The sequence below is a fragment of the Wenjunlia tyrosinilytica genome (genome assembly GCF_014646055.1).
Classification (GTDB): domain Bacteria; phylum Actinomycetota; class Actinomycetes; order Streptomycetales; family Streptomycetaceae; genus Wenjunlia; species Wenjunlia tyrosinilytica.
Genome location: NZ_BMMS01000038.1, coordinates 1 through 19,642 on the forward strand (window position 1 = coordinate 1; position 19,642 = coordinate 19,642).

Genomic DNA, 19,642 nt, shown 5'->3' on the forward strand with positions numbered 1-19,642 from the left:
CTCACGCCAACCCAGCAAACCGTCAACCGCGCACTGTCCGCAGCGCGGGCACCGGTCGAGCGCGGCGTCGCACGTCTGAAGTCATGGCGGATCCTCCGCAGGGCACGACGCAGTCCGAATCGAATGTCGTCAATCACCGCAGCCATCCTCGCCCTGGAGCGGCAGCGCTGAAAACGCTCACTGTCAGCGACGGGGTTCGGTGGGAGTCGCCCGGGTGTGTAGCTGTTCCAACATGCGGGCTGCCGATCCGGGTAAGGGCGGGACGACGGCCTGGTGCAGGTCCAGGAGCGTGTTTCCGTCCTGGCATTGGTTGGACGAGTTGGTGCGAGTGACGCCCGGCAACTGGGCCAGGAAGGTAGTGGTCACCGCTCTGCGGCGGCGCAAGATGGCTGCCAGGAGCCGGTGGAGGTGGTCCACGCTGCTGGTTTGCGGGTGGAGGTAGCTTCGCGGGCGGTGAAAGCGTCGCTGGAATGCCGCCTCGGCCATGGCGTCCCAGTAGGGTTCCCGGGACCGCTACCAAATGCTCGAAGTCGGTCCGTGACATGCCGGTCAGGGCCGGATCGGTGAGCATCATGGTCAGGTTCGGGTCGATCCGGCGAGCGCTTGCCGGCGCCTGTGGCGTTCGAGGCGGGATGGGAACCAGTGTGTAGTTCCAGTCGCCGTGGAAGGCGTTTGGTGTGATCGGCAGGGCGTGGAACTCGGCGGGAGTGACGCTGATCCCCAGGTCGTAGCTGCCTGTGTCCAGTTCGGCCCCGATGGGCAGCCCGGTTCTGGTGGTTGTGGCGGCGATGGTCTCGATGACGACCTGGTAGCTGGTCAGCGGCCGCCACCGCCAGTTTGCAGTGATGTGGCAGAACATCCGATGCTCGATCTTGTTCCACTTCGAAGTTCCGGGCGGTAGGTGGCAGACCGATATCTCCAACCCGCTTTCCCGTGCGAAGGCGGCCAGGTTGTTCTTCCATGTCCAGCGGCGGGGGTCGTTGGAGCCGCCGGCCTCGGCGGTAATCAGGAGCCGGGTGGCATTCGGGTGGTCTGCCCGCCCGCGGTGCTGCCACCAGCGACGGATGGACTCCACCGCGAACTCGGCGGTGTCGTGGTCGGTTCCGACGTTGACCCATCCGGTGTTGGCGATGTCGTAGATCCCGTAGGGGATCGCCATCGGCTGGTCGTTGGTGGTGAACGTGTGGCAGTCCACCTTGATCGCGTCTTTGCCCGGCCGCCAGGTGCGACCGGACCGGTCACGGTTCCCGAGCCATTCCTTGGCCTTGGTGTCGACGCTGATCACCGGCGGAGCGTCGTTGAGGAAGGCGGTGGCGGTGGCCTTGAGGTGGGAGAACTGGGCATCGCGGTCCGGATGCCTGATGCCCTCCGTCGTCTTCGCGGTTCCCTGCAGGCTGTAGCCCAGGGTGTGCAGCAGGTGTCCGACGGTTGAAGCGCTGACCGAATGGCCCTGTGCGGTGAGGGTCGTGGCCGGGGCTCGCAGCGACAAGGTGGTCCAGCCGCAAGGGGGAGACGGAGTCGCCTCGGGTGTGCGGCTCGATCAGCGACTCCAGCGTGGACAGCAGACCGGAGTCGGTGTCTGTCGGCCGCTTGCGGCCGGCGCCTGGAGCCCGGATCCGTAGGGTCGGCACGGAGCAACCGGCCAACTCGGCGATACCGCGCGCGATAGTTGCGGTACTGGTGCCGGAGGCGGCGGCGACTCGAGTGATCCCGCCGTGGCCGATGGCGGTGGCCTCGCTGGCCAGGTACAGCCGACGGCGGCGCTCGTCCAAGTGCGGCAGTATCTGATCGAACTCGGCCCGCAGCGCATCGGTGGAGAGATAGCCTGGCAGACACGTGGTCATATCCCAGGCCCCCACCAACACCCGCCTACCGAGCACTCATTGACGTACAGGCCCCCCCGCAGCACCGAGAACCGCCAGATAGGCGTCTTCGCCGCCTACGCCTCGTCCAAGGGCCGGGCCCTGGTGGACCGGGAGCTGTATCTGCCGAAGTCCTGGACATCCGACTCAGGCCGCTGCCGGGCAGCGAAGATCCCCGACGAGCGGGGATTCGCCACCAAGGGCGAACTGGCCAAGGCCATGGTGGTGCGGGCGCTGAGCTCGCCGCCGCCGAACGCCTGGGTCACCGCGGATTCCGCCTACGCCCAGGAATGGCGCTTCCGCCGCATGCTGGAGGAAGCCGACGTCGGCTACGTCCTGGCCGTGCCGAAATCCCAGCACGTCCACGGTCTGGGCCGCATCGATTTCGCCATCACCCAGGGCCCCCGAGGAGGCATGGGAGCGCCACACCTGCGGCGAGGGGGCCAAGGGCCCGCGCGTCTACGACTGGGCGGCCGCCCGATTGCCGGCCATCGACGACTTCGACGGCGACCAGCCCACCCGCGAGCGGTGGGTCCTGGCCCGCCGCAGCCTGGCCCGCCCGGACGAGATCGCCTACTATCTCGCCTACGCACCGGGCGGAACCGCCGTCGCTGATCAGATCCCGGCACGTCTCCCACACGTCCGGCCCGACCATCTCGCCGACCCACTCACCCATCGCCACACAACGAGTCTGGCCCTGCCGCTCACGCGGCAGGGCCAGAACCCAAGATTCTTCATCAGCCTTCTAGGCACCGCCACACTGAGCACCGACGACGCCAGCGACCGGGGCCTCGGACTCCTCCTGATCCGGGCCAGAGCCAACCGTTGGGCTCTACTGCCACACATCCGGCGGAAAGTCCGTCTGGGTAGAGGTGTCCACTCTCATCCCGGCGCCACCCCCGGGAGCCCGGCGCCAGCAGCGCGCAAGCGGCCCCGATGCTCATCGGGCGATTCCTGACGCGAGCTGTAGTCAGACAACGGCGGCGGGCCGCGCCCCTTTCTCCTCACCCAGGGAATGGGGCAGACACCGAATCCGGGGTTATTGGCTTCCCGCCCCTCGCTACCCCGACCAAAGTAAAGGCCGTGTTCGCAAGTCTGACCGACAGCTTCGCACTCCACTTTGCAGCCCTCGGCAAGCAGCCGTGAATCCGGTAGGGGCGATCACACGAAGGGTTTTCCACAGGCTCATCGGATCCAGCGCGATCTGGCTACGCTGTGCCCATGGCAGCAGAGGTAGCAGCAGCGGAAACGGATCTTGTAACCCGCACGGAAGCGAGGAGGCAGGAGTCATCTTCGGCTCTTGATCCCAAGGAGCGTGCGAAGCGCGGTCAGTACTTCACGCCTGCCCCCGCTGCGGACTTCATTGCCTCGCTGGCGCGGCTGGACGGCGCAGCCCCGATTCGGCTCCTCGACCCCGGTGCTGGGACGGGGTCTCTGACCGCCTCGGTCGTAGCGCGCATCCTCCGCGAACACCCACAAGCCCAGATCAACGTGACCGCATGCGAGAACGATCCACAGCTTCTCAAGACCCTCTCTGCAACGTTGGAGGACTGCGCGAGCACGGCCCGAGCAGCCGGCGGAAGAGTTGAGACCACCCTGGTGAAGGACGACTTCATCACCTGGGCGACCGAGGATGCAGGACTGTTCGGTGAGGATCGGGGTCCGTTCGACCTCGTAGTCATGAACCCCCCCTACAAGAAGCTGGCCGCCAACTCACGTGAGCGCAGGGCAGTCGCTGCGGCCTGCACAGAGACCTCGAACCTCTATTCGGCATTCATGGCACTGGGGATCCACCTCCTCGCCCCAAGCGGCCAGCTCGTCGCCATCACGCCCCGGAGCTTCGCGAACGGCCCTTACTTCCGACCGTTCCGCAAGTATCTTCTGGACCGCATGCATATTGATCGCGTACACCTGTTTGAATCGCGAAACAAGGTATTTGCCGATACGGACGTACTCCAGGAGAACGTGATCTTCTCGGCAACGCGCACCGACACGTCCGACCGAGGCCCCATCATCGTTTCCTCAAGCCACAGCTACGGCGATGCAATCCGCAGCCGCTCGGTGGAGTACGGCGAGATGGTGAATCCAGAAGACGGCGAGCACTTCATCCACATCAGCGCAGATGAGGAAGACGCACAGCTCGCGGCTACCCATGCCAACCTTCCCGCCACCCTCACACAAATCGACTGCCAGGTTTCGACGGGGCGCGTTGTAGACTTCCGCTCCAAGGAACACCTGCGAGCCGACCCAGAAGAGGGCGCGGTTCCCCTAATCTATCCGCTTCACATGCGTAACGGCGGAATCCATTGGCCTGTACCCGGCGCCAAAAAAAACAATGCGATCATGCTCACCCCAGACAACCATAAGATGACTTTCCCATCCGGGTATTACGTTGTGGTGAAGCGCCTCTCCTCCAAGGAGGAGAAGCGCCGCGTGGTCGCTACCGTATTCGATCCAGAAGTGACAACCGACCCTCGGATTGGATTCGAGAATCACGTAAACGTGTTCCACAGGTCAGGGGCCGGACTCCCCAAGGACGTCGCACGCGGTCTGTGTTTCTGGCTCAACTCCACCCTGCTAGACCGGCTCATTCGTCGGTTCAGCGGCCACACACAGGTGAACGCGACCGACCTACGGAACCTCCGCTACCCGAGCGAGGCGCAGCTGCGAGCCATCGGTGGCGAGTGGATAGAGGATGGGTGGCCCGACCAGGAGAAGCTCGACGACCTCGTCGAACGTCATCTAGAGGTGGAGGAGGCCGTCTCGTCCGGCGGAGCGTAGTGTCCGCGACCGCAGCCGCAGAGTGGCTATTAAGGTTGGCGTGGCGGAAACTTGGCGCCCCTCATCCACTGGCAGCGCGCCCCCTCGATGCCCTGTAGCCTGAGCCGCGCTCACTGCATCGATGTGGCTGGGGAGGGCCAGCGAGTGACAAAGGCACAGCAAGAAAAGAAGCTCGAAGAGGCGAAGGATATTCTCGCCGCTATAGGGATGCCCCCGAAGCAGCAGAACACCCGGACCGCGCTTGTCCTGCTTGCAATGTTCGACCTTCGCCCGGATCAAGAATGGGCGGAGGTGAGCTCCAACACACTCGGCATCACCGAGTGCATGGATTGGATGGCCGCCTACTACCCCGATATACCAAAAGGGACGAAGGACCCGAGCAGGTACGCCCCTAACAGTCGCGAGTCCGTGCGCAAGGAATCTGTCCACCAGCTCATCGATGCCGGCATCCTCGTCAAGAATTCTGACGCCCCTGGACGGGCCACAAACGATAAGAACAACCGATACCACCCGAGCCAGCTGGCTATAAGGGCGCTAATGACCTACGGAACTTCGACATGGCAGGAATCGCTTGACGAATTCCACGCCGAATGGGAGAAGCTGACCGAGCTCTGGGCTGCCGAGAGGTCGATTCATCGAGTCCCCGTCAGGCTTCCCGACGGGAGGGAGGTCGAGCTCAGCCCTGGCGAGCACAGCGAACTCATCGGGACTGTCGTCGAACGCTTCGCATCCCAGTTCACCCCGGGAGGCACGGTCGTCTACTTGGGCGACACGGGCTCCAAGTGGATCGTCAACGAGCTCGAGTACCTCGCCGAGCTCGGCGTGGTCGTGGATGCTCACGGCAAGATGCCTGACGTGGTCATTCACTACACGGAGAGGGACTGGCTGGTGCTTGTAGAGGCAGTCACCTCGACCGGGCCAGTCAACGGTTTGCGGGTCGCACAGCTCAAGAAACTCTTCGAGGGAGCGCGCCCGGGACTGGTCTTCGTCACTGCCTTTCAGACGAAGAGGAAGTTCCGCCAGTTCGCAGCCGACATCGCGTGGGAAACGGAAGTCTGGGTCGCGGAGGAAGAGACGCACATGGTGCACTTCAACGGCGAGCGCTTCCTCGGCCCCTACGACGACACTCACGAATAAGCGACGAGGGCCGCCCCGCGAGGCGGAGCGGCCCTCAATCAGAGACCGGCGACAACCTACTCTCCCACGAGGTCCCCCTCGCAGTACCATCGGCGCTGGCAGGCTTAGCTTCCGGGTTCGGAATGTTGCCGGGCGTTTCCCCACCGCTATGGTCACCGAAAGTTCGGTGAGCGACCCCTTGCGTAGGAGCGCTTTCGTGAGGTGTGTATACAGGGCGGGTGCCGACTGAATGGACACGCCCAGCTGGACCCGCCCACCATGCACAGCTGCCGAAGAGTGGGCGGGACGGCAGCAGAGGGCAACCGGCTACCCACATGACCGCATGGGGCGGACATCGGATGGATCCCGCAGTCAACGATGCTCAGGTGGGCCGACGGGGCCTTTGCGTAGTGATGGATGAGAACCAGCCAAGTGTGCCGCGCGCCAGGGGAGTTATCCGGCCACTGGCCCGTGACCGTCTGTGCTGATGGCTACGCTGACGTGCCTCCAATAGATCTTGTGAATCGGGCGGATCTAACCCGAAGGAGGACGCTTGAGCACTCATCTGCGCTTTGCACCGGAGATCCTGATCCGCCTGGGTGAGGAGCTGATCCCCCATCCAGACCTCGGGGTGATCGAGCTGGTCCGCAACGCGTACGACGCGGACGCGACGAAGAGCACCGTCCAGCTCCACAACGCCACGCAGCCTGGCGGCACCCTTGTCGTCGAGGATGACGGTGATGGCATGACAGCTGAGGAGATCCGAGAGGGTTTCCTCCTCATCGGGCGGTCGTCGAAACCAGGAACACCGGACAGCCGGTCCAACCGACGCCGGATTGGAGAAAAGGGCCTCGGCCGACTGGCAGCGCTTCGTCTGGGACGCCGGGTAGAGCTGGTGTCCCGCCCGCGAAGCGAACCCGGCATGGAGCACACGCTTGTCATCGACTGGTCTGACTACGACTCGGTTCGCTCCGTTGAGGAAGTTGAGCTCTCGATCGTTAGCCGGGCTACCTCAAAGGCTCCCGGCACCTCGCTGGCCGTACACCGCTTGCGGCAGGGCTTCGACAAGGAGCAGATGGAGCGTCTTGCACGGGCCATGCGGCTACTTACAGGCTTCTTCAACGACGAGGATACCGGTTTCACAGCGACGCTGGTCGCCCCGCAGTTCGAGCAGGTATCCGACGCGGTGAACCGCAGCTTCTTCGACGAGTACGAGTACAAACTCGAGGCCCATCTCGATGAACAGGGCTATGCGAGCACAGTCCTCTACGACTGGAAGGGCCAGGTGATCACACGCGGAGACCACATCGATGTGGCACCGGGCGACCGCAGCGGCCGCTTGCAGCCCCCGCTTCAGTACCAGGCGCCAGCTGCCTCCTTCGAGCTGTGGATGTTCCTGTTGAACAAGCGCTCGTTCGAACTGCGAGGGTCGAAGCGCAAGTTCGCTGATCTACGGCCTTGGCTACGCGTCGTAGGCGGTGTGCACCTGTTCCATCGGGGGCTGCGCGTGCATCCCTACGGAGACCAGGGCTTCGATTGGCTAGACCTCAACCTCCTCCGGGCTCGTAGCCCGGAGCTGCGGCCTTCAACCAACACCAGCATCGGGCGAGTGTCGGTCGAGGACCCGGAGGGCTCGCTCATCCCCAAGACCGACCGGATGGGGTTCCAGGAAAACGCCGCGTTCATAGAACTTCGGGAGTTCGCACGAAGCGCCACAGACTGGGCGGCAAGGGAGCGGAAGCGGATCCGAGACGAGGAGCGGCTTGGGAAGCCTGCACCAACTCAACGTGCTGCATTCATCCCTGCCGTTAAGCCCAGTACGGCTTCCAAGGATCCCTCAAGGGGTGGGGAGGCTGGTGAGTTCGTGGCGCAGCCGGAACTGCTGACTCTGGTACCCAGTGTGCCCGCCCAGCGTCACGAGGCCCGGTTGCCCATGGTGCCGCAGGAGCGTCTTCTCTATCGGTCGCTTGCCACGGCCGGGATCCTTGCTGTCGCCTTCGCGCATGATGTGGCCGCCGAGGGCGAGAGTGGTCTCGGGGCAGTCGAGCTTGCAGGGATCGCTAGTCGGGCCGCCCAGACGAGGGCCTTCCAGGTTCGGATCCTGGAACTGAACGAGGTGGTCGGGAGTGCCTTGAGTGTGATGCGGCCTCTGCTGGAGCGGCGGCGCATCACTCTCCATGAGGAGCTCCGGGATGAGCCGATCCACGTCGCGGGCGCAGCTGCTGACCTGGAAGCGGCGATTTTTAACCTCGCCGCCAACGCCCTGAGTGCGCTGGCAGGAGCAGGTGACCTCTTGGGGGAGCGGGCGATACTAGTTCGGATTCGGGTAGATGGTGGCCACGCGGTGGTCGACTTCTCGGACTCAGGCCCCGGCATCGTTGATGTCGACATCGTGGATATGTGGCGCCCGGGTGTTACCGGCGGAAGGTCCAAGGGCGTCGGCCTCGGACTGACGGTGGTCCGAGACGCAGTGGCCGACATGTACGGACCGTTGGCAGACACTGGGGAGGGCTGCGTTTCGGCAGATGCGTATGGTGAGCTCGGAGGGGCCTCCTTCCACATCCGTCTGCCGTTGCACTCCGCCGTCGAGTAGGCGGCTGCACGACGTCGTTACTGGGAGCCGTCTGGGAGCCAACCCGCTCCCCAAGCCCCTTCGAGACCACCCGAGACCGCCCCACCCCGGCGCCCTGACCAGGCAAAACAGCAAACCACCCGGTGGCGATCTTGACCGAACCTCGTTCGGGACGAAGAGGTCGTGGGTTCAAATCCCGCCACCCCTTCAGAGAAACACCAGGTCAGGACCGGTACTGAGAGATCAGCACCGGGTCTGACCTCCTTTGCGGGCCTGTTTTGGCAGCTGGCTTCGGGGAGCGGCTCCCCGGCGGCTCCCAGCGAGTGGCGTTCCGTCTTCGAGCACGCCGTGCGCCGCGGGCGCCCCGCAAGAGTCACCCCACGGCTTGTGCCGAGGAGACCACAGGCGGTACGACGATAGACATGCACCGATGGTCTCCGTTAATGGCCGGCAGCCCGCCGCTCCTCACTCGCATCGGGGCGGAACCGACCCCGTCACGTCGGACAGTCCCGAGCTCGCTCTCACCGCCCGCGCGCTCAAGGAACGGCGCCTGATCACCATGCCCAAGCAGAATGGGAAGTGGCAGGCGGAGATCACTGACGCAGGACGCTTCTAACTGAGCACGGCCATCACCCGGACCGGCCGGAACCAGCTCCGCGCAAGCAGCGATCGGCAGGTGCCGAGCAAGACGCGAACACCCCCTCCAGCTCAGAAGCGAGCCGCAGCCTCGTCAACGACGGCGCCCCAGCGCACCGCGAAGCCCTCACGGCCGTCGTCGGCGGAAGTCGGAGCGGCTTTGATCGCGGAGGTAACAGCAGGCTGGGCGGTTCCTCCGGATCCCGAACCCCAACGACGAGGAGCGAGCCCGCTAGCGCAGGGCGTTCGACGCAGCCCGGCAGTGTGCCCCCGAGGGGTACAGCCTGAAGTACAGCGGGTGGGCGAAGGGGGACTTCTTCCTCGGCCTGCTCAGAGTGACCGGCGAGGATGAGACCTCGGCGGAGGGTCAGTCTTGCTGACGGCCCGAGACGGGCTTACTGACGGGGTATCAAATCAGCAGTCTCCGAAAGCCTGCACCAGGCGACAACAGTCACCTGCAGACCGCTTGCGATCCAAGTCAGGTCAGGGGACGTCATCCGGCGCACGGGTAGACGGCACAAGGGGTGGCCACGCCAACATGGAGTCTGCGGTAGTGCACGAGAACACTGGTGCAGCGGAGGCGAAGCCCATGGCCAAGCTCACGGAGGAGCAGAAGCGACGACGAGCCGCCAAACGTGCTCTACGCTCGGCCCTCGATGCCGAAGCAGATGACCAGCGGCGCCGTGAGCGGGATGAGCGGTGGAAGCGGGAAGGTACGCACCTCAGCTGGTCGGAGTACGTGGCCGGTGAGCCATGCCGGGGTTGCGGTCAGCCCATGACGGACGAGCTGGGGAACTGGCCGCCCCCATGAAGTTGTCCGAGCCGGAGAAGCGCGAGTACGAGGAAGCCGACCGAAAGTTCCGCGAGCGGCACGCCGACTGCCGGGATGCTCGGTGGAGCGTCAGTGGTTCTCGGGTGACACATTGCTGTTTCTGCTGTCCACTGCCGCCGATGGGGCCGAAGCAGATCGAGGGCCTCGCCAGGCTGTTCGCTTCCTGGCCCTCACCGGAGGAACGCAAGAAGGACCTCGATACCTGGAACCTCATTCTCCGTTGCGACCACGTGGTGCCCCACATTCAGCATCGCGAGGGCACCTACGTTTCCACCCGCGTCGTCGACTGCCCAGAATGCGGGGAGCGTCGCGGGGTGGTGAGCCGTGAGCGGGTAGGGCCCGCGTATCGCGATGGCGGGACCATTCGTGAGCGTGCGGCAGCCGATCGAGGACGGCTCGCCCGGGAACTGGCAGCTGCCGAGGCGAAGCTGGCCCGTCAGCAGAAGAATGCGGCGGCAACCCAACGTCGTATTGCCGATATCCAGGACAGGCTCGGCAGCGAGTCCTGATGAGATGAAGCGCAGCGGGCGACGCCGGGTCATTGCCCGGCATCGCTTGCGATGGGTTACCGGCTTGGGAGCCTTCGTGGATCGAGGTGTCAGGACTCAGCGGCCGAATCGCACCTGGGCCAGTGCTTCGGCGGGGTGACGGCCGGGTCCGTGATCTGGAGGCACTTCTGCCGGGTCGGGTCGATCGCGACAACGTCACGGAACGACGACGTCACGGAACGAGTAGAGGATCGGCCTCTCACTGGAGATCTCGGGCACGAGTATCGCGCCCTTGGGCCCGGAGGCTCGGCGCCAGTGGGACAGCTGGCGCAGCGTGGCGCGGGAATGAGCCGCAGCGGGTTTGGGTTCTTACGACGCCCCGCACCTCCTTCCGCCCCCATGCCCCCATCGATACGGGCCTGAACGAACCCCATTTTCCTAGAAGCCACTCGGCACAGAAGTCGAAGGGCCCATTCAGGGCGGGCCTGGCGCACTCCATTGCCACACACGCCGCTGCCACGGAACCGCGCTACAGGCCCGGTCTCCTGCTTCTGGGGTTGTCCCACTCCCACGGGCACGGCGAGAGGCGTTGCTGCAACCAATGCCGAGCGGGGCGCGGCCGGCCTCGGGACCGACGTGCCTGCCTGGCCTGTCATTTTCTGGGCTCCCCCGGATGGTGCTCACAGACCACGAGACAGAGCGCCTGGTCGAGCCTGTCGCCAGAGGAAGCGGGCCAGCCCGGCTTGTTGACGGAGACCGAGCCGCTGCTTGGCACACGTCCGTGGCATTTTCGGCCACACACCGGCGGCGACCGGATGCGCCGCGTAACCTCACGGGCATGGGGGCATCCGCATCCGGCGCAGCTCAGGACGCCGACGAGGAGGCGCGCCGACGGCTGAACGCGTACACGTACCTGAGCGCGCCCGAGCGGCTGGAGCACGTCGCGATCATGCGGGTCTTCTGCGGAACACTGCTGGCCGATCTTGCCGTTCCGGACATCATGGCGAAACTGCGCCAGGCCGGTGGCTCTGCCGCGGGGCTCGACGCCGACCCCCTCACGGTCCGGCTGGAGCAACTGGTGCAGTGGGGAAACCTGCTGCGCAGCAGCCATATGGTGAAGGCGTCCAGCATCAGCGAGTACCAGCGTTCCCGCTCGCGCTACCAGCTGTCGAAACTGGGAGAACGCATCCAGCGGGACGCCGACGGGGTCCTGGCCGAGGCCGACGCTGCCCGCGAGGTGAGCAACGAACTGCTGGCACTGGTCGAGCGCGGGCTGCGGGAGCTGGCCGACCTCGTGACCGCGCCGGGCGGCATCGAGCCGCAGGACGGGCTGGAGCGGGTCAGCACGCTGTTCGTGCAGTTCACCGAGTTCGCGGACTCCATACGCGACTTCTACGCCTACCTCGGCCAGGTGCTGTCCCGCTACGACCTGGACAGCGCCGAGTACCAGGGCTTCAAGGAACTGCTCCTGGACTACGTCGAGGCGATCACGGAGGACGTGGCGTTCCGCGCGCCCCGTATCTCGGGGGCACTGGACACCCTGTTGCCGCACATCCCGGCCCTGCTGGACCGACTGGACACCCATGCCCAGGGCCTCGTCGGGCTGTCTCCGCAGGGCGAGAACCGCATGGAGATCCGGGTCCAGCGCAGTCGGGGCCGCGAGCTCGCGGACTGGGAGGGCCTGCGCGGCTGGTTCAGCGACACCGACGGCCAGGGCAGCCAGGTCGACCAGCTGCGGGACGCCACCCTGCGCGCGTTGCAGTCGCTGCTCGCCAACGCCAAGCGGATGCTGCGGTCGGCCACCGGGGAGATGTCCCGGCGCAAGGATCTGCTGCGGCTGGCCCGCTGGTTCGACGAAGCGGCGCCGCAGGACGCACACGACATCGCCGTCGCCGCCTTCGGACTGTACGGCGCCCGCCATCTGGGCATATCTCCGGCCACCGACGAGGTGGTGCCCGCCTACACAAGCTGGTGGACCGGTCCGGGGGTCGAGGTACCGGTGGCCCTGCGTGAAAGGGGCAGCCACGCCCAGCGGGGCCGGGCCTCCGCGGTGGAGGACCACTCCGCGCAGAAGCAGCGGCTGAGGGAGGCCGCCCGTCAGCGGGCAGTAGCCAGGGCAGAAGCGGCGGACGAACTGCGCAGCGCGTCCGGCCGGTTCGCCGAGGTACGACTCACGTCGGCGGCGCTCGGGCTGCTCCTGGAGCTGCTGGCCACGGCACTCGGAAACGCTCAGCTCAGGAGGCGCGCCGGTACGGACGGGCAGGGGACGGAGGGGTTCGACCTGGACTCGGCGCGCAGCGAGGACGCCGAACTGGGCATCCGGCTCACCGTGCGCCGGACGGCGGGCACGCGGACGGTGCTGTACTCGGCCGACGGCGACCTGCTGCTGGACGACCTGGAGCTGGACATCGGTCGTATCTCCGCCGCGGTCGACGGCGAAGCGGAGGCGAGCGTGTCATGACCCTTCCCTCGACTCACGACGTGGCCCTGGCGGCCGAGCGCCGTACCGCCGCCCGGCTGCTGCTCGCCCACCCCTTGGTCGCGTCGGACGGCCCCCATGCCGATCTCTTCCCGCTGATCCGCAGGCACGCCGACTGGCTGGGCAAACGGTTCCAGCAGGTGCTCGGCTACCGCCTGCTGGTCGACAGCTCCTTCGCCCGGCTGTTCAAGGCGGGGCTGGGGGCCGGTTCGGGTCACCGGCTGGAGCGCTCCTCCGGCACGCCCTTCACCCCGCACACGTACGCCTGCCTCGCGCTGGCGCTGTCCGTGCTGGTGACCGCGCCCGAGCAGATGCTGCTGTCTCAGCTGGTCGCCGACATCAGGGCAGCCGCGGCCGACGCGGGGATCGAGCTGGAGGAGACGGGCCGGGTGGCCGGGAAGCGGACCCTGGTCACGGCTCTGCGTCAGTTGGTCGATTGGGGCATGCTCATCGAGACCGAGGGCCATGTGACCGCGATTGCGCAGGAGGCGGGCGGAGAGGCCCTGATCACGGTGGATCGGGAGCTGGCACGCGCGGTCGTCGCCGGCCCGCTCACACAGGCCCGGGACGGCGCCGACCTGGTCCGGCGGGCAGCGGACCCAGGGTTCGGTGGACCTCGCACCTATGTGCGCCGGATGCTGGTCGAGACGCCCGTCGTCCACCTCGACGAGCTGACCGATGCCGAGCGCGACTGGCTGCGCACCCGGCAGCGCCGGGAAGCCCAGGCTTTCTCCGAACTCCTGGGTCTGGAGATGGAGATCCGTGCCGAGGGGGTCGCGCTGGTGGATCCGGAGGAGGAGCTGACGGATCTGCACCTGCCGGGCACCGGGACCGTCGCACAGGCCGCGCTGCTGCTGGCGGAGCGGCTCGTGGAGCGGCTTCGGCCGCAGGAACCAGGGCATCCAGCGGCTGGAGGGACTCTCGTCATCGGGGTGGCTGTGCCGGACGGCCTGGTGGACGAGCTGCTGGCCGGGCTGATCGCCGAGTACGGGCAGCGCAGCAACTGGCGGCGCGGCTACCTGGAGGACCTCCCCGCCCTGCGGGAGGCCGCGCTGGATCTGCTCGTCCGCATGCAGCTGATGGCCCGCGCCGGGCGGCTGCGTGCCGAGGGGGAAGGGCTGCCGGAGGGGTACGTCGAAGAGGCACCGGAAGGACGCACGGTGACCGATGTCCATGGCGCACGGCCCGGCGGCGACGGCTGGGTGCTGCTGGCCGCAGCGGCGCGCTACGCCACCCACGTCACCGTGCGCCCTGCCACCGCGGCCGGCAAAGGCACGGACGTTCAAGAGGAGCTGCCGCTATGACCACTGACGCGCGTGGCCTCGTTCCGCTGCCGCGTTCCGGCCCCGCGACGACTACCAGCGTCCGCTTCCGGCTGCACCGGGCGGGCATCCAGAACGTCTGGCAGTACGACGCACAGGAGTTCTCCTTCGGCCACGGACGGCTGCTGCTGCGCGGCAAGAACGGCGCGGGCAAGTCCAAGGCCCTGGAAATGCTGCTCCCGTATCTTCTGGACGGCGACTCCCGGGCACTGGACGCCACAGGCACCGGCCGCACCACGCTCGCCTGGCTGATGCTGGACGGGTTCGAGCAGACCAACCGCCTCGGCTACCTGTGGGCGGAGTTCCGGGGCACGGCCGACGACGGCAGTCACCGCCACCTGACGCTCGGTGCCGCCATCCGTGCCTCGAAGTCGACGCAGAAGGCACTGCCGACGTTCTTCGTCACCCCGCTGCGGATCGGCGAGGACCTGCAGCTGGTCGAGGCCGGGAAGCCGCTGCCGGTCGACCGGCTCAAGGAGATCGTAGGCTCCGACAACGCGACCGAGCGTGCGGTCCTGCACCGCTCCCGTGTGGCCCGGGAACTGTTCGGCATCACCGACGCGACGCGTTACCGCAACCTGACCCAGCTCCTCCACCGGTTGCGGCGCCCCACGGTCGGGGACCGCATCGAGCACGGGGGCCTGGCCTCCCTGCTCAGCGAGACCCTGCCGGGGCTCGACGAGGACGTGGTCGAGAAGGTGGCGCGCAACCTCCACGACCTCGACGCCGTCCGGGACGAACTGGGCCGCCTGGAACGCACCAACGCTGCACTGCGCACGTTCCTCACCAGTTACCGCGGCTACCTGGCCGGAGTCCTGCGCACATCCGCCCAGAGAGTGAGCCACGAGCTGGGCGTCCTCCAGCAGCGGCGCCGGGCTGCCGGAGACGCCGCACAGCGGACGAGCGACCTGAGGACGCAAGAGGAGGAATCGGAGGGCCGACTGGAGACCCTCCGCGACGGGGAACAGGCCGCCCGGACCGACCTGGCCGCCCTGCACGCCAGTCACGCCTACCGCAGCCTGGGCGAACTGTCGGAACGCCGCGGCACGGTGGAGGCGCTGCACTCCGCGGCCGTCGCCGCCTTTACCACTGTGCGGAACGCACACGACGCGGAGGAGAGCGCGGCGGAGCGGCTGGCCGAAGGTGTCGAACACCTCGGGAGCCGGCTGGCCGAGCTGGGAACCGAGCACCGGGAACTGCTGACGCAGGCAGAGAAGGCCGGGCTTCCCACCGGCCATCTCGGCGAGGCGGTGGCCCTGCCGGGCACGGTTCTTGCCCAGGCCACCGAGACAAAGCTGACCACTCCGGACGGGGAGACGCGCACCGTACGGCACCGGTCGGTGGTCCGCGTGGACACGGCCACCACGCACGAGGGGCTGCGGTCCTGGCAGAACCAACTGGAGAATGTCGAGGCGGTCGCGAGGAACCGGGCCCGGATGGTTCAGGAGGTGACCCGTCTCATCTCGCGGGCGGACGAGGCCCGCGCCCGGGCGGCTCAGGCCGATGCCGAGCGGGAACGGCTGGAGGGCGAGGCGGAAGAGGCCGCCGGCCGTCTCGACGTCAGCCGCCAGAAGGTCGCCGAGGAGAGCGGCGCCTATGCGCGCCGTGTCACCGAGTGGGCGGCGCACACGGGGACCGCGCTGGGGCCGGGCTGCCCGCCACTGGACGCCGTCCACGCCGCCGTCGGCCGCGAGACCTCCACCGACGCACCGTTCGCGGACCGCACACTGCCGCCCGACATCGACAGCCAGGCGTGGCAGGCCGCTCAGGCCGCCCTGGAGTCGTACGGCGAGGAACTCACCGCGCGCCGGGACGCCCTGGCGCTCGGCTCCGGCCGGCTCGGCGAGGAACTCGACCGCCTGGCCGAGCAGAAGCGGGACTGGGAGCGGCGTACCGACCCTGAGCCGACGGCCCCGCCCCATCGTGTCGCCGCGAGGACGCCGGGCAGCGGAGCACCCTTCTACCGGCTGGTGGACTTCGCGGACGACCTGGCTCCGGCCGACCGGGCCGGTCTGGAAGGAGCCCTGGAGGCGAGCGGAATCCTGGACGCGTGGGTGGGCGCGGACGGCGTCCTTTTCGATCCCGGCACCCGGGACACTCTTCTCCGGCCCGGTCCCGTGCTGTCGGACGGGCCGAGTCTTGCCTCGGCCCTGCGCCCGGCCCCTGAACCGGGTTGCGGCGTCACGTCCGAGCGGGTGGAGCGTCTGCTGACCGCGCTCGCGCTCGCGCCAGCAGAGGAGGCCTCCGCTCACGACGCGGTGTACTACGACGGCAGTTGGCGTCTGGGCGTCCTCAGCGGCCGTCACGACAAAGGTGTCACCGAGTACGTGGGGGCCGCCGTACGTGCCGAGACCCGGCGGCGCATCCTCGCCGAGCTGGAGGAGCGGATCGCGCAGACCGAACAGCGACTGGCCGACGTCCGCGAGGAGCTCGCCGTGGCCGATGCCATGCGTCGGGCTCTCACTCTCGCGGAGCGGGACTTCCCCCGGGCGCGGAACCTCGCGGATGCCTGGAGCAGGACCGAATCAGCCGAGAGGGCCCTGGGTGACCTGACCACCAAGGCGGCCCGAGCGGCACGGCTGGCCGAGGAGGCCCGCGTTCTCGCGGTATCGGCGCGCGCCGAGGCGGAAGCCACCTCGACCGCCCACGACCTGCCCAGCGACCCCGCCGCCCTGGACCGCGTACGCACGGCGCTGGCTGCTCTGCTCAGCGGTATCGGGCATCTGCGCAGGGCCGTCGGCGGTACGGGCGAGCGGCTCGGCGCGAACCAGGCGGATGCCGAGCGGCACGAACGTGCCCGAGAGGACCGCGTGGACGCGGAGGAAGGCTACGGACTCCACCTCGCCGCGCTGCGTACCGCGCAACAGGACCTGCGCACCCGCGAGGAGGCCATCGGGTCGTCCGAAGAGGAGATCCTCACCCGCGAGCAGGAGGCCAAGCAACGTATCGCGAACGCCGTCCACGCCCTCCCCGCGGCGCAGCGAGCCCGCAACGAATTCCACGACCTGCGCGTGCGCGCGGAAGAGGAGGAGAAGCGCCTGCGGGGGAACCTGGCGGACCAGGAGACGGCGGTCATCGACACCGGCAGCGCTCTTCGCGGTGCTCTCGGCCGACAAGAGGTGGTGCGCGGTGCCGGGCTGGACCGGTCCTCGCTGCCCGAGTACGTATCGGACGATCCCGGCGCGGACGTCCGCAGCCGTCTGCGAGCACTGCGGGCGCTCGCCGACGCCGTGGAGCAGGCCCTCGGCCGCCCGAAGGGCGAGGTGTCGGACAGTACCCTGCTCAACCGCCACACCGAGCTGCGCGACCAACTGGCCGGCGGGTTCGACGCGCAGCTGGAAGAACGCGACGGGATCAAGGTGTGCCGCCTGGTCGACGACCACGGATCCCATGACGTCGCGGCCGTGGGCGAGCGGATCGCGGTCCAGGCCGCGGAGGCCCGGGGACGGCTCACCGAGCGCGAGCGCGAGGTGTTCCAGCGGTTCCTGACCGGCGAGCTCGGCGACCACCTCTCGGCACAGGTCATCACCGCGGCGAACCTGGTCGCAGCTCTCAACGACACCCTGCGGACCGTACGCACATCCCACGGTCTTGGTGTCGAGCTGCTGTGGAAGCTGGACGAGGACGTGGACGCGGACGTGCGCGCGGCCGTCGAGCTGCTGCGCAGTGCGTCGAGCCTCAGGACGCGCGAGCAGACCGAGCAGCTCCGCGAGGTACTGCAACGCCGGATCGAGGACGCCCGACGCGCCGACCCGTCAGCCGGTTACGCCGCCCATCTGCGGACCGCGCTGGACTACCGCGACTGGTTCCGTTTCCACACCTTCGTGGTCGAGGACGCGGCCCCGGGCCGCCGTCGGAAGCTCACCGGCCGGACCGGGCTCAGCCAGGGCGAGCAGCGGGTGCTCTCCTACCTCGTGCTCTTCGCCGCGGCTGCCGCCCACTTCACCAGCCTCGCCGAGTCGGCACCACACGCGCCACGGCTGATCCTCCTGGACGACGCCTTCGCCAAGGTCGACGAACCCACCCATGGCCGACTGGGCCGCATCCTCGTGGACCTCGATCTCGACTTCGTCCTCACCAGCGAGCGGCTCATGGGCAACTGGCCCGAGGTTCCGTCTCTGCACATCTACGAGTGTCTGCGTGATCCCCATGTGCGCGGGGTGGCCACCCTGCACTACACCTGGGACGGTCGGCACCGGCGTCTGGTGTCGGTGTGAGCGGGCTGCCCTCCGCAACGCGCGACTGGCTGACGGGACCTGGGCTCACCCGGCTCTGGGAGGGGGTACGCAAACGTCTGGAGAGCAACGGCGTGCAGGTCACCGGTTCGCTCCGGCTGACCGTGGTGAACGCCCAGGAACGCAACGACCTGTCTCTCCTCCTGGGCAAACCCCTCACAGGTGCCGCAGTGACCGTACGGCTCGACGTGCTCGACGCACGGCTACGCGTCTCGGCCGCCGGACTCGGCCTCAGGGAGACCCTTGAGGAACTCGGCCCGCCACTCACCGACCGCCGTGCCGCCCGCGCGGACGTTGCGGCGCGGCGGCAGCGGGTCTGGTCGTCCCTCGCTTCATCGTTGGACGCCTCCCCCCTCGCCGGCCAGGAATGGCCCCGGCAGTGGTACGACCTGCTGCGCCGTGCCGGCGTTCCGAGAGGCGTGACGCCCGAAGCAGCGTCATGGACACTCCAGCAGGCGGTCCAAGTCCTCACCGTTCTCCTCGGCTCCGAGCGCAGCGGCACACACGGCCGAGGAGAACTCGCCGCCGTGGTGACCGGCTCCGCTCACGGCCTGGACGACGGCACATGGCTCGCACGCCTCGTCCAACGCGGTGTCGCCCTCGCCCATGGCACCGAGTTCCCCGACGACGCGGCCGGTCGACGCGCTCTGTGGCGGTTGGTGTCCATCACGCCGGACGAGGTCTCCAGCACGGTGCTGGCCTACGGGCTGCGACCCGTCGGCGAGGGCTGGCGGGAGCGTGCCCTGCGGGAGCGGGCTGAACATCACTCCGAAGCCCACCTCACACCGCGCGACCTGCATGGCCTGCGGCTGCGACTTCCCGCCGGAACAATGATCCACATCTGCGAGAACCCGCGCGTGGTGGAAGCCGCGGCGGACGCGGCCTGCGTCCAACCCCTGGTGTGCACGTCCGGCAGCGCCGCCACGGTGGTCCTCACGCTTCTCGACGCCCTCGCCGCCACGGGCTGCCGCTTCGCGTACCACGGTGACTTCGACTGGCCGGGGGTCGCTCTGGCCAACCGGGTCATCCGCCGCTACGACGCCTTGCCGTGGCGCATGGGCACCGCGGATTACGAGCACCTGGTCGCTCGCAGTCAGGCTGAGGGCATCCCTCAGCTGGCGCTCGACGGCCAGCCGGTCAGCGCGGACTGGGACCCGGATCTCGCCCCTGCCATGACCGCCCTCGGCGTCGCGCTCCATGAGGAGGCCACCCTCGAACTTCTGGTCGACGACCTGTCACACCAGACGTAGGCGTGCCGGGCTCTGGGAGCCATCAGAGCGCCGTCCTTCAGGAGCGGCGCTCTTCGTTCCGGTTCATCG

General features: G+C 67.8%; 9 protein-coding genes, 1 rRNA gene and 2 pseudogenes. 10 read left to right on the plus strand and 2 right to left on the minus strand.

Annotated features, from left to right (window positions below; all coding sequences use genetic code 11):
- Positions 1-171: transposase family protein (locus IEY86_RS30780; RefSeq protein ID WP_229698907.1), on the plus strand; the 171-nt coding region annotated here is incomplete at its 5' end.
- On the opposite strand, the pseudogene IEY86_RS30785 reads toward IEY86_RS30780, so the two are convergent.
- Positions 134-1,844: pseudogene (locus IEY86_RS30785) on the minus strand (ISAzo13 family transposase). The gene IEY86_RS30780 and the pseudogene IEY86_RS30785 overlap by 38 nt on opposite strands.
- Before the next feature lie 63 nt (positions 1,845-1,907).
- Here IEY86_RS30785 and IEY86_RS30790 point away from each other — a divergent pair.
- The 3 genes and pseudogenes from IEY86_RS30790 to IEY86_RS30800 form a co-directional block, all read left to right on the plus strand.
- Positions 1,908-2,484: pseudogene (locus IEY86_RS30790) on the plus strand (IS701 family transposase); the annotation flags it as partial.
- A gap of 599 nt (positions 2,485-3,083) precedes the next feature.
- Positions 3,084-4,643, plus strand: coding sequence for an Eco57I restriction-modification methylase domain-containing protein (locus IEY86_RS30795; protein WP_189135202.1), 1,560 nt, complete (start codon positions 3,084-3,086; stop codon positions 4,641-4,643).
- A 144-nt stretch (positions 4,644-4,787) separates the two neighbouring features.
- On the plus strand, positions 4,788-5,780 hold the full coding sequence (locus tag IEY86_RS30800) for a BsuBI/PstI family type II restriction endonuclease (RefSeq protein WP_189135203.1): 993 nt from the start codon (positions 4,788-4,790) through the stop codon (positions 5,778-5,780).
- Between the two features lie 43 nt (positions 5,781-5,823).
- Here the strand turns inward: IEY86_RS30800 and rrf are convergent.
- Positions 5,824-5,940 (minus strand): 5S ribosomal RNA (gene rrf / locus IEY86_RS30805).
- 372 nt (positions 5,941-6,312) lie between these two features.
- Here rrf and IEY86_RS30810 point away from each other — a divergent pair.
- The 6 genes from IEY86_RS30810 to IEY86_RS30835 all read left to right on the plus strand — a co-directional run bounded on the left by IEY86_RS30810 (position 6,313) and on the right by IEY86_RS30835 (position 19,573).
- Positions 6,313-8,352: an ATP-binding protein gene (locus IEY86_RS30810; protein ID WP_189135204.1), complete on the plus strand. Its 2,040-nt coding sequence runs from the start codon at positions 6,313-6,315 to the stop codon at positions 8,350-8,352.
- Between the two features lie 1,422 nt (positions 8,353-9,774).
- Positions 9,775-10,308, plus strand: coding sequence for a hypothetical protein (locus IEY86_RS30815; protein WP_189135205.1), 534 nt, complete (start codon positions 9,775-9,777; stop codon positions 10,306-10,308).
- Positions 10,309-11,125: 817 nt separating this feature from the next.
- On the plus strand, positions 11,126-12,748 hold the full coding sequence (locus IEY86_RS30820) for a TIGR02677 family protein (RefSeq protein ID WP_189135206.1): 1,623 nt from the start codon (positions 11,126-11,128) through the stop codon (positions 12,746-12,748).
- Positions 12,745-14,070 carry a TIGR02678 family protein gene (locus IEY86_RS30825; protein WP_189135207.1) on the plus strand — a complete coding sequence of 442 codons (1,326 nt, stop codon included), beginning with the start codon at positions 12,745-12,747 and terminating at the stop codon, positions 14,068-14,070. The genes IEY86_RS30820 and IEY86_RS30825 overlap by 4 nt, the downstream gene beginning before the upstream one ends.
- On the plus strand, positions 14,067-18,305 hold the full coding sequence (locus IEY86_RS30830; protein WP_189135208.1) for a TIGR02680 family protein: 4,239 nt from the start codon (positions 14,067-14,069) through the stop codon (positions 18,303-18,305). The genes IEY86_RS30825 and IEY86_RS30830 overlap by 4 nt, the downstream gene beginning before the upstream one ends.
- Positions 18,302-19,573: a TIGR02679 family protein gene (locus IEY86_RS30835; RefSeq protein ID WP_229698899.1), complete on the plus strand. Its 1,272-nt coding sequence runs from the start codon at positions 18,302-18,304 to the stop codon at positions 19,571-19,573. Before IEY86_RS30830 ends, IEY86_RS30835 begins: the two co-directional genes overlap by 4 nt.
- Positions 19,574-19,642: the final 69 nt, after the last annotated feature.

Excerpts from the sequence above, each read along its gene's own strand:
- IEY86_RS30820 (WP_189135206.1), top strand. The coding sequence starts at position 11,126 with ATGGGGGCATCCGCATCCGGCGCAGCTCAGGACGCCGACGAGGAGGCG.
- IEY86_RS30830 (WP_189135208.1), top strand. The coding sequence starts at position 14,067 with ATGACCACTGACGCGCGTGGCCTCGTTCCGCTGCCGCGTTCCGGCCCC.
- IEY86_RS30825 (WP_189135207.1), top strand. The coding sequence starts at position 12,745 with ATGACCCTTCCCTCGACTCACGACGTGGCCCTGGCGGCCGAGCGCCGT.
- IEY86_RS30795 (WP_189135202.1), top strand. The coding sequence starts at position 3,084 with ATGGCAGCAGAGGTAGCAGCAGCGGAAACGGATCTTGTAACCCGCACG.
- IEY86_RS30815 (WP_189135205.1), top strand. The coding sequence starts at position 9,775 with ATGAAGTTGTCCGAGCCGGAGAAGCGCGAGTACGAGGAAGCCGACCGA.